General features: G+C 66.0%; 4 protein-coding genes and 1 pseudogene. All 5 read left to right on the forward strand.

Annotated features, from left to right (window positions below; genetic code table 11):
* Positions 1–55: 55 nt before the first annotated feature.
* Positions 56–1,072, forward strand: coding sequence for a ComF family protein (locus J2X01_RS08465; RefSeq protein WP_310055582.1), 1,017 nt, complete (start codon positions 56–58; stop codon positions 1,070–1,072).
* A 143-nt stretch (positions 1,073–1,215) separates the two neighbouring features.
* A complete protein-coding gene (gene hpf, locus J2X01_RS08470; RefSeq protein ID WP_310055584.1) occupies positions 1,216–1,941 on the forward strand; it encodes a ribosome hibernation-promoting factor, HPF/YfiA family in 726 nt (241 codons plus the stop codon).
* 32 nt (positions 1,942–1,973) lie between these two features.
* Positions 1,974–3,233 carry a winged helix-turn-helix domain-containing protein gene (locus J2X01_RS08475; protein ID WP_310055586.1) on the forward strand — a complete coding sequence of 420 codons (1,260 nt, stop codon included), beginning with the start codon at positions 1,974–1,976 and terminating at the stop codon, positions 3,231–3,233.
* A 70-nt stretch (positions 3,234–3,303) separates the two neighbouring features.
* Complete coding sequence (gene secA / locus J2X01_RS08480) at positions 3,304–6,042, forward strand: preprotein translocase subunit SecA (protein ID WP_310055588.1); 2,739 nt, start codon at positions 3,304–3,306, stop codon at positions 6,040–6,042.
* A gap of 237 nt (positions 6,043–6,279) precedes the next feature.
* Positions 6,280–6,518: pseudogene (locus J2X01_RS08485) on the forward strand (IS110 family transposase); the annotation flags it as partial.

Here is a 6,518-nt window from a genome sequence, read left to right on the forward strand (position 1 = left end):
CACATAGCGCCCCAGGGGCCTGGCGCCGCCTGCGACGCGGGCGCAGCCTTGGGGTGTGGGAACACCCAGGGAACTCCGCGAGGACCGCCATGCCGGGAGCCGGACCGGTGCCCGTCGGGGCGCCGGGGCCAGCGCGGGAACCCGCGCGGAAACCCGCGCCACGCGGCGACCCCGCCGGGCGGTTGACCCGGACCTGGTTCCGGCGGCAACGGCGGCGGCCGGACACCGCGGTGGCTACCACCGGCCCGCGGCCCGGCTGGCCGACGGGGCCGCGGCCGCCGCGGCAGAAGTCGTGGCACTCGCAGCGCCGGTGGACTGCGTCTGTTGCGGGGCCGAAGACCTGGCGCTCTGCAGCGGCTGCGAACGCCAGGTCCGGCTGCTGATGAACAAACCGTTCAGGGCGGAAGCGCAGGCCCCGGCCCTGATGGACGTGAACGGCTCCGTGCTGCTTCCGGTGGTGGCGGCCGGGGCCTACCGTGCGGAGTTGGCGCAGGCGGTCCTGTCCTTCAAGAGGCACGGCCAGGGTCAGCTCGCCGAGGTGTTGGCGAAGGGCCTGGCCGGGGCGGTCCGGGCCGCGGCCGGGGACGCCACGGGGCTGCTGCTTGTGCCGGTACCCACCAGCAGCAGTGCCTACCGCCGGCGGGGCTTCAGCCCGGTCCACGTGCTCCTCGGCCGGCTCGAACGCCGCCGGGTGCCGGGAGCCGGTCGATGCCCCGGCTTTGGCACCGTCCGCGCCCTCCGGAAGACGGGCCTGCGGGGAGCCGGCGGACAAAAGGGACTGGGGCGCGGAGACCGGGCCCGGCGGGTGCGGGGATCCATGCGGGTCCGCCGTGGTCTGTTTGCGCCGGAGGTGACCGGCCGGCCGTGCATCATCATTGACGACGTGCTCACCACCGGGGCCACCCTGGCCGAGGCGGCCCGCGCGCTGCGTACGGCCGGTGCGCTGGTGAGGGGCGCCGTCGTCCTTGCTGCGACACGCCCGCCGGTCACGCTCGACTATGGCGCCGCTGACCGCGCGCTGGCGGCCCGGCGGCCCGTAAACGAAAAAAATAAACCAATAAAAGATGAATAAGGGGTTGCTATGAACTAACGTCGAAGATGGGTACCAAGAACAGATGTACCTGTCGATAGCGGCTCGGAAAGGGGCTCGACTGTCAGTCAGATCAGCCCCGGGAAGTGCCGCCGTCGTGTCACCGAAGTCATTTGGAGGGCACCATGGAGTTCATGATCAGCGGACGCAATTTGACGGTCTCAGACCGGTTCCGCGAGTACGCCGACGAGAAGATCTCGAAGATCGCGTCGCTGGGGGACAAAGTCCAGAGGGTGGACGCGAAGGTTTCCAAGGAGACCAAGGCCCGGCAGACCGACGAGATGCTCACGGTTGAGCTGACCGTCCTGGGCAGGGGCCCCGTGATTCGTGCCGAAGCCAGCGCCGCAGATAAATTCGCCGCGTTCGATCTCGCCTACAACAAGCTTCTTGAACGCCTGCGCCGGGCGAAGGACCGCAAGAAGGTCCACCACGGCAGGCACACCCCCAAGTCCGTCACCGAGGCGACGGCAAGCCTTGCACCTGCAAGCACCAGCGAACCCATTTACGAAGAGGCCAATCACTGGCTGGAGCCCAAGGCCGCTCCCGCCGAAAAGTCGCCGTACGAGGTCGAAAACGATATCCCGGCCGGAGACTCGCCCGTGCTGATCCGCCGGAAGGTCTTTCCCGCTTCATCCCTCACGCTCGACGACGCCGTCGACAACATGGAGCTTGTGGGCCACGACTTCTACCTGTTCGTGGACAAGGAGTCCAAGGCGCCCTCTGTCGTATACCGCCGCGACGGGTGGACGTATGGCGTGATCTCGCTCGATCAGACCTGCGAGCCGGGGGCGGCTGCCCTGGACGAGAAGATCATCGCCTACCGTTCCGAGGATGAGCCGGCCACCGCATAGGCTGGTGCTGACCATCCACCGAAGGGACTGACGTGCAGGAAGTGCTGAGCCTCAAGCAGGCCCGGCGGATCGCACTGGCAGCCCAGGGACTGGACAAGGTACGGCCCGCCGGACCCGTGACTGCACGGGCGGTGGGCCGTACCTTTGACCGGCTGCAGCTGGTCCAGATCGACTCCGTCAACGTCCTGTCGCGGAGCCACTACCTGCCGTTCTTTTCCCGTCTCGGGAACTACGACCGCGCCATCCTTGCGCGGATGGCGGGTACCCACCCGCGTCGGATGATGGAGTACTGGGCCCACGAGGCCAGTTTCATCCGTCCCGACCATTTCCAGGACCTGGTCCAGTGGCAGAGCCGGAAATGGGTGGGGGCGCACGCCATGGACCCCGAGCTGCGGAGCGGCGTCGCCGCCCGGGTGCTCGAGGCGCTCGCCGCCGGCCCTCCGATGACCGCCGCCGAACTCACCGCACGGCTGGGGCACGTGGAGGACCGGCAGCTGGACAACTGGGGCTGGAACTGGAACGCCGTGAAGCGCGTCCTGGAACACCTCTTCGAAGCCGGCCTCATTTCGGCCGCGTCCCGCACGGATTCCTTTGAACGGCGCTACACCCTCACCGCGAAAGTCCTGCCCGAACGGCGGGCGGCAGATCCTGACGCCGCGGACGCCGGCCCGGACCCTGCGGCCGCGCTGGTACGGCTCATCGATGCCGCCGCCCGGGCCCACGGCATCGGCACGCTGCGGTGCTTTGCTGATTACTTCCGGACCCCTCTGCGGGCGTCCGCCACCGCCATGGAACACCTCCTCGAAACGGGCAGGCTGCTACCCGTCACGGTGACCGGCTGGAAAACGCCCGTCTACCGGCACACCGAGGCAAAACTCCCCCGTGCGGCCAGCGGCCGCGCGCTGCTGAGCCCCTTCGACTCGCTGGTCTTTGAGCGGCGGCGGCTGGAGCGCCTGTTCGGTTTCCACTTCCGCCTCGAGATTTACACCCCGGAAGACAAACGCCGCTACGGCTACTATGTGCTGCCGTTCCTGCTGCGCGACGGGATCGTGGCCCGGGTTGACCTGAAGGCCGACCGGGCCAACGGCCTCCTGCTGGCAAAGGCTGCCTACGCGGAGCCCGGCGCACCCGCCGACACCGCCGTCGAACTCGCCGCGGAACTGCAGCTCATGGCAGAGTGGTTGGCATTGGACGGCGTTATTGTCTTCCCGAAAGGGGACCTGGCGCAGGCGCTCGCCGACGCCGTCTCCGGGGCGGGAACCGGTGTATCCGCTCAGAGGGAACAGGCGTAACCTGCCCTGTGTCTCTCCCGTAGACTGAACACGCCAGAATTCGGCAGCTTGAGACTGGGAGCAACTTCACGTGGCATCACTTATCGAAAAACTACTCCGCACGGGTGACAAAAAAACCCTGAGGCAACTGCGGAACTATGCCGATTCCATTAATGCCCTTGAAAGCTCCTTCCAGACCTTCACCGACGCCGAACTGCGCGAGGAGACCGACCGTCTCCGCACGCGCCACGGGGACGGCGAGAAGCTCGACGATCTCCTGCCCGAAGCCTTCGCCGCCGTCCGCGAAGCCTCCTCACGCACGCTTGGCATGCGCCACTTCGACGTCCAGCTGATGGGCGGCGCCGCCCTGCACCTGGGCAACATCGCCGAAATGAAGACCGGTGAAGGCAAAACCCTCGTGGCCACGGCACCGGCCTACCTCAACGCCCTCGCCGGCAACGGCGTACATGTCATCACCGTGAACGACTACCTGGCCGAATACCAGTCGGACCTCATGGGCCGGGTGTACCGGTTCCTCGGCCTGAGCAGCGGCTGCATCCTGTCCAACCAGGACCCTGCCCTGCGCCGCGAGCAGTACGCCGCGGACATCACCTACGGCACCAACAACGAATTCGGCTTCGACTACCTGCGCGACAACATGGCCTGGGACAAGTCCGAGCTCGTCCAGCGCGGCCACCACTTCGCCATCGTCGACGAAGTGGACTCCATCCTCATCGATGAGGCACGAACCCCGCTCATCATCTCCGGACCCGCGCAGGGCGACACCAACCGCTGGTACAGCGAGTTCGCCAAGGTCGTCACCCGGCTCAAGCCCGAAGAGGACTACGAGGTCGACGAGAAGAAGCGCACCGTCGGCGTGCTCGAGACCGGCATCGAAAAGGTCGAGGACTACCTCGGCATCCACAATCTCTACGAGTCCGCCAACACACCGCTGATTGGCTTCCTCAACAACGCCATCAAGGCCAAGGAACTCTTCAAACGGGACAAGGACTACGTCATCCTCGACGGCGAGGTACTCATCGTTGACGAGCACACCGGCCGCATCCTCGCGGGCCGGCGCTATAACGAAGGCATGCACCAGGCGATCGAGGCCAAGGAAGGCGTCGAGATCAAGGCCGAGAACCAGACACTCGCCACGGTCACGCTGCAGAACTACTTCCGCATGTACGGCAAGCTCGCCGGCATGACCGGTACCGCCGAGACCGAAGCGGCCGAGTTCATGAGCACCTACAAGCTCGGCGTCGTCGCCATCCCCACCAACCGCGACATGACGAGGATTGACCAGTCGGACCTCGTGTACAAGAACGAGGCCGTCAAGTTCGACGCCGTCGTCAGAGACATCGCCGAACGGCACGCCAAGGGCCAGCCCGTCCTGGTCGGCACCACCAGTGTCGAGAAGAGCGAATACCTCTCCGGGCTGCTGGCCAAAGAAGGCGTCCGGCACGAGGTCCTGAATGCCAAGAACCACGCACGTGAAGCCGCGATTGTCGCCCAGGCCGGGCGCAAGGGCGCCGTGACCGTGGCAACCAACATGGCAGGCCGCGGTACCGACATCATGCTCGGCGGCAACGCCGAGTTCACGTCTGTTGCCGAACTCGCCAAGCGCGGACTGGATCCGGAAGAAAACTCCGAGGAGTACGAGGCGGCCTGGCCCGAAGCCTTCGAAGCGGCCAAGCAGTCGGTCAAGGACGAGCACGAGGAGGTTCTGCTGCTGGGCGGCCTGTACGTGCTCGGTACCGAACGGCACGAATCCCGCCGGATCGACAACCAGCTGCGCGGCCGCTCGGGCCGCCAGGGCGACCCCGGCGAATCCCGGTTCTACCTGTCGCTGACCGACGACCTGATGCGTCTGTTCAACTCCGGCGCGGCCGAGCGCCTGATGAACAGCTCGGTGCCGGACGACGTTGCCCTCGAATCCAAGCTCGTATCACGCGCCATCGCCTCGGCCCAGGGCCAGGTGGAAGGCCGTAATGCCGAGCAGCGCAAGAACGTCCTGAAGTACGACGACGTCCTGAACCGGCAGCGCGAAGCCATCTACGGCGACCGCCGCCGCATCCTCGAAGGCGACGACCTGCACGAAAAAGTCCAGTACTTCCTCGAAGACACCATTAACGCCTTCATCGATGAAGCCACCGCCGAGGGCACCGGCGACGACTGGGACTTCAACCTCCTGTGGTCCAACCTCAAGACCCTCTACCCGGTGAGCGTCACGCCGCGCGACCTCATCGACGAGGCCGGCGGAAAGTCGCGGATCACCGTGGACTTCCTCAGGGAAGAGATCCTCTCCGACGCCCGCCTGGTCTACCAGGCGCGCGAAGAAGCCATCGGCCACGAGAGCATGCGCGAGCTCGAGCGCCGTGTGGTGCTGTCGGTCATCGGCCGCAAATGGCAGGAGCATCTCTATGAGATGGACTATCTGAAGGAAGGCATCGGCCTGCGCGCGATGGCCCAGCGCGATCCACTGGTGGAATACCAGCGGGAAGGCTTCATCATGTTCCAGGCCATGATGGAGGCCATCCGGGAGGAAAGCGTCGGCTTCCTGTTCAACCTTGAGGTCGAGGTGACCCCCGCCGAGGACGTGGTCGTGGCGGACGCCGCGGGCCAGCACACCGAACATCACGAGCCGCAGATCCGGGCCGCCGGGCTGGAGGCGCCCGAAAAGCCGGCCCAGCTTCAGTACACGGCTCCCGGCGAGGACGGTTCGGCCCAGACCCGTGTGGAGGCCAAGGGCTCCGGCCGTTCCGGCAACCCGGCCAAGGCCGCGGCGCAGGACAGCACGCGCCGCGCGAACAAGAAGAAACGGCGCTAGCCAATATGTCCTTGTCGGACGCCCGTTCCGGGCTGAAAATGGTGCCGTGGTCGCCTGTCAACGCCGTGTCTCTATGGTTCTTTCAGGCCGTGCGCTAGCCGGACGCTGGGGATCACGTTGTGGGCCCTTCACTGTTTCTTTGCCGAGAACGAGGACTAGATTCCGTTTTCCCGGTGATCCCCGCGGGCGGCCGCTTTCCAATCAGCGGATGTGTTTGGTGAGGAGATGACGGGGGCCATGCTGGCCGAATCCCAAGATGAGGAACAGATTATTGCCAGGGTCGCTGCCCTGGATATCGGCAAAGCCGAACTCGTGTGTTGTGTCCGGGTCCCCGCGGACGGGAACCCGAAAAAGCGGTTGCAGGAGGTCTCCACACATTCAACGATGACCCGATCCTTGACGGAGCTGGCCAACCATCTGGTGGACTTGCGTATCGAGCGGGTGGTGATGGAGGCGACTTCGGACTACTGGAAGCC

The organism is Arthrobacter ginsengisoli (assembly GCF_031456935.1).
In the GTDB taxonomy this organism is placed as follows: domain Bacteria; phylum Actinomycetota; class Actinomycetes; order Actinomycetales; family Micrococcaceae; genus Arthrobacter; species Arthrobacter ginsengisoli.

Bases quoted from the DNA above. Each gene is read 5' to 3' on its own strand.
- hpf (WP_310055584.1), top strand. From the start codon at position 1,216: ATGGAGTTCATGATCAGCGGACGCAATTTGACGGTCTCAGACCGGTTC.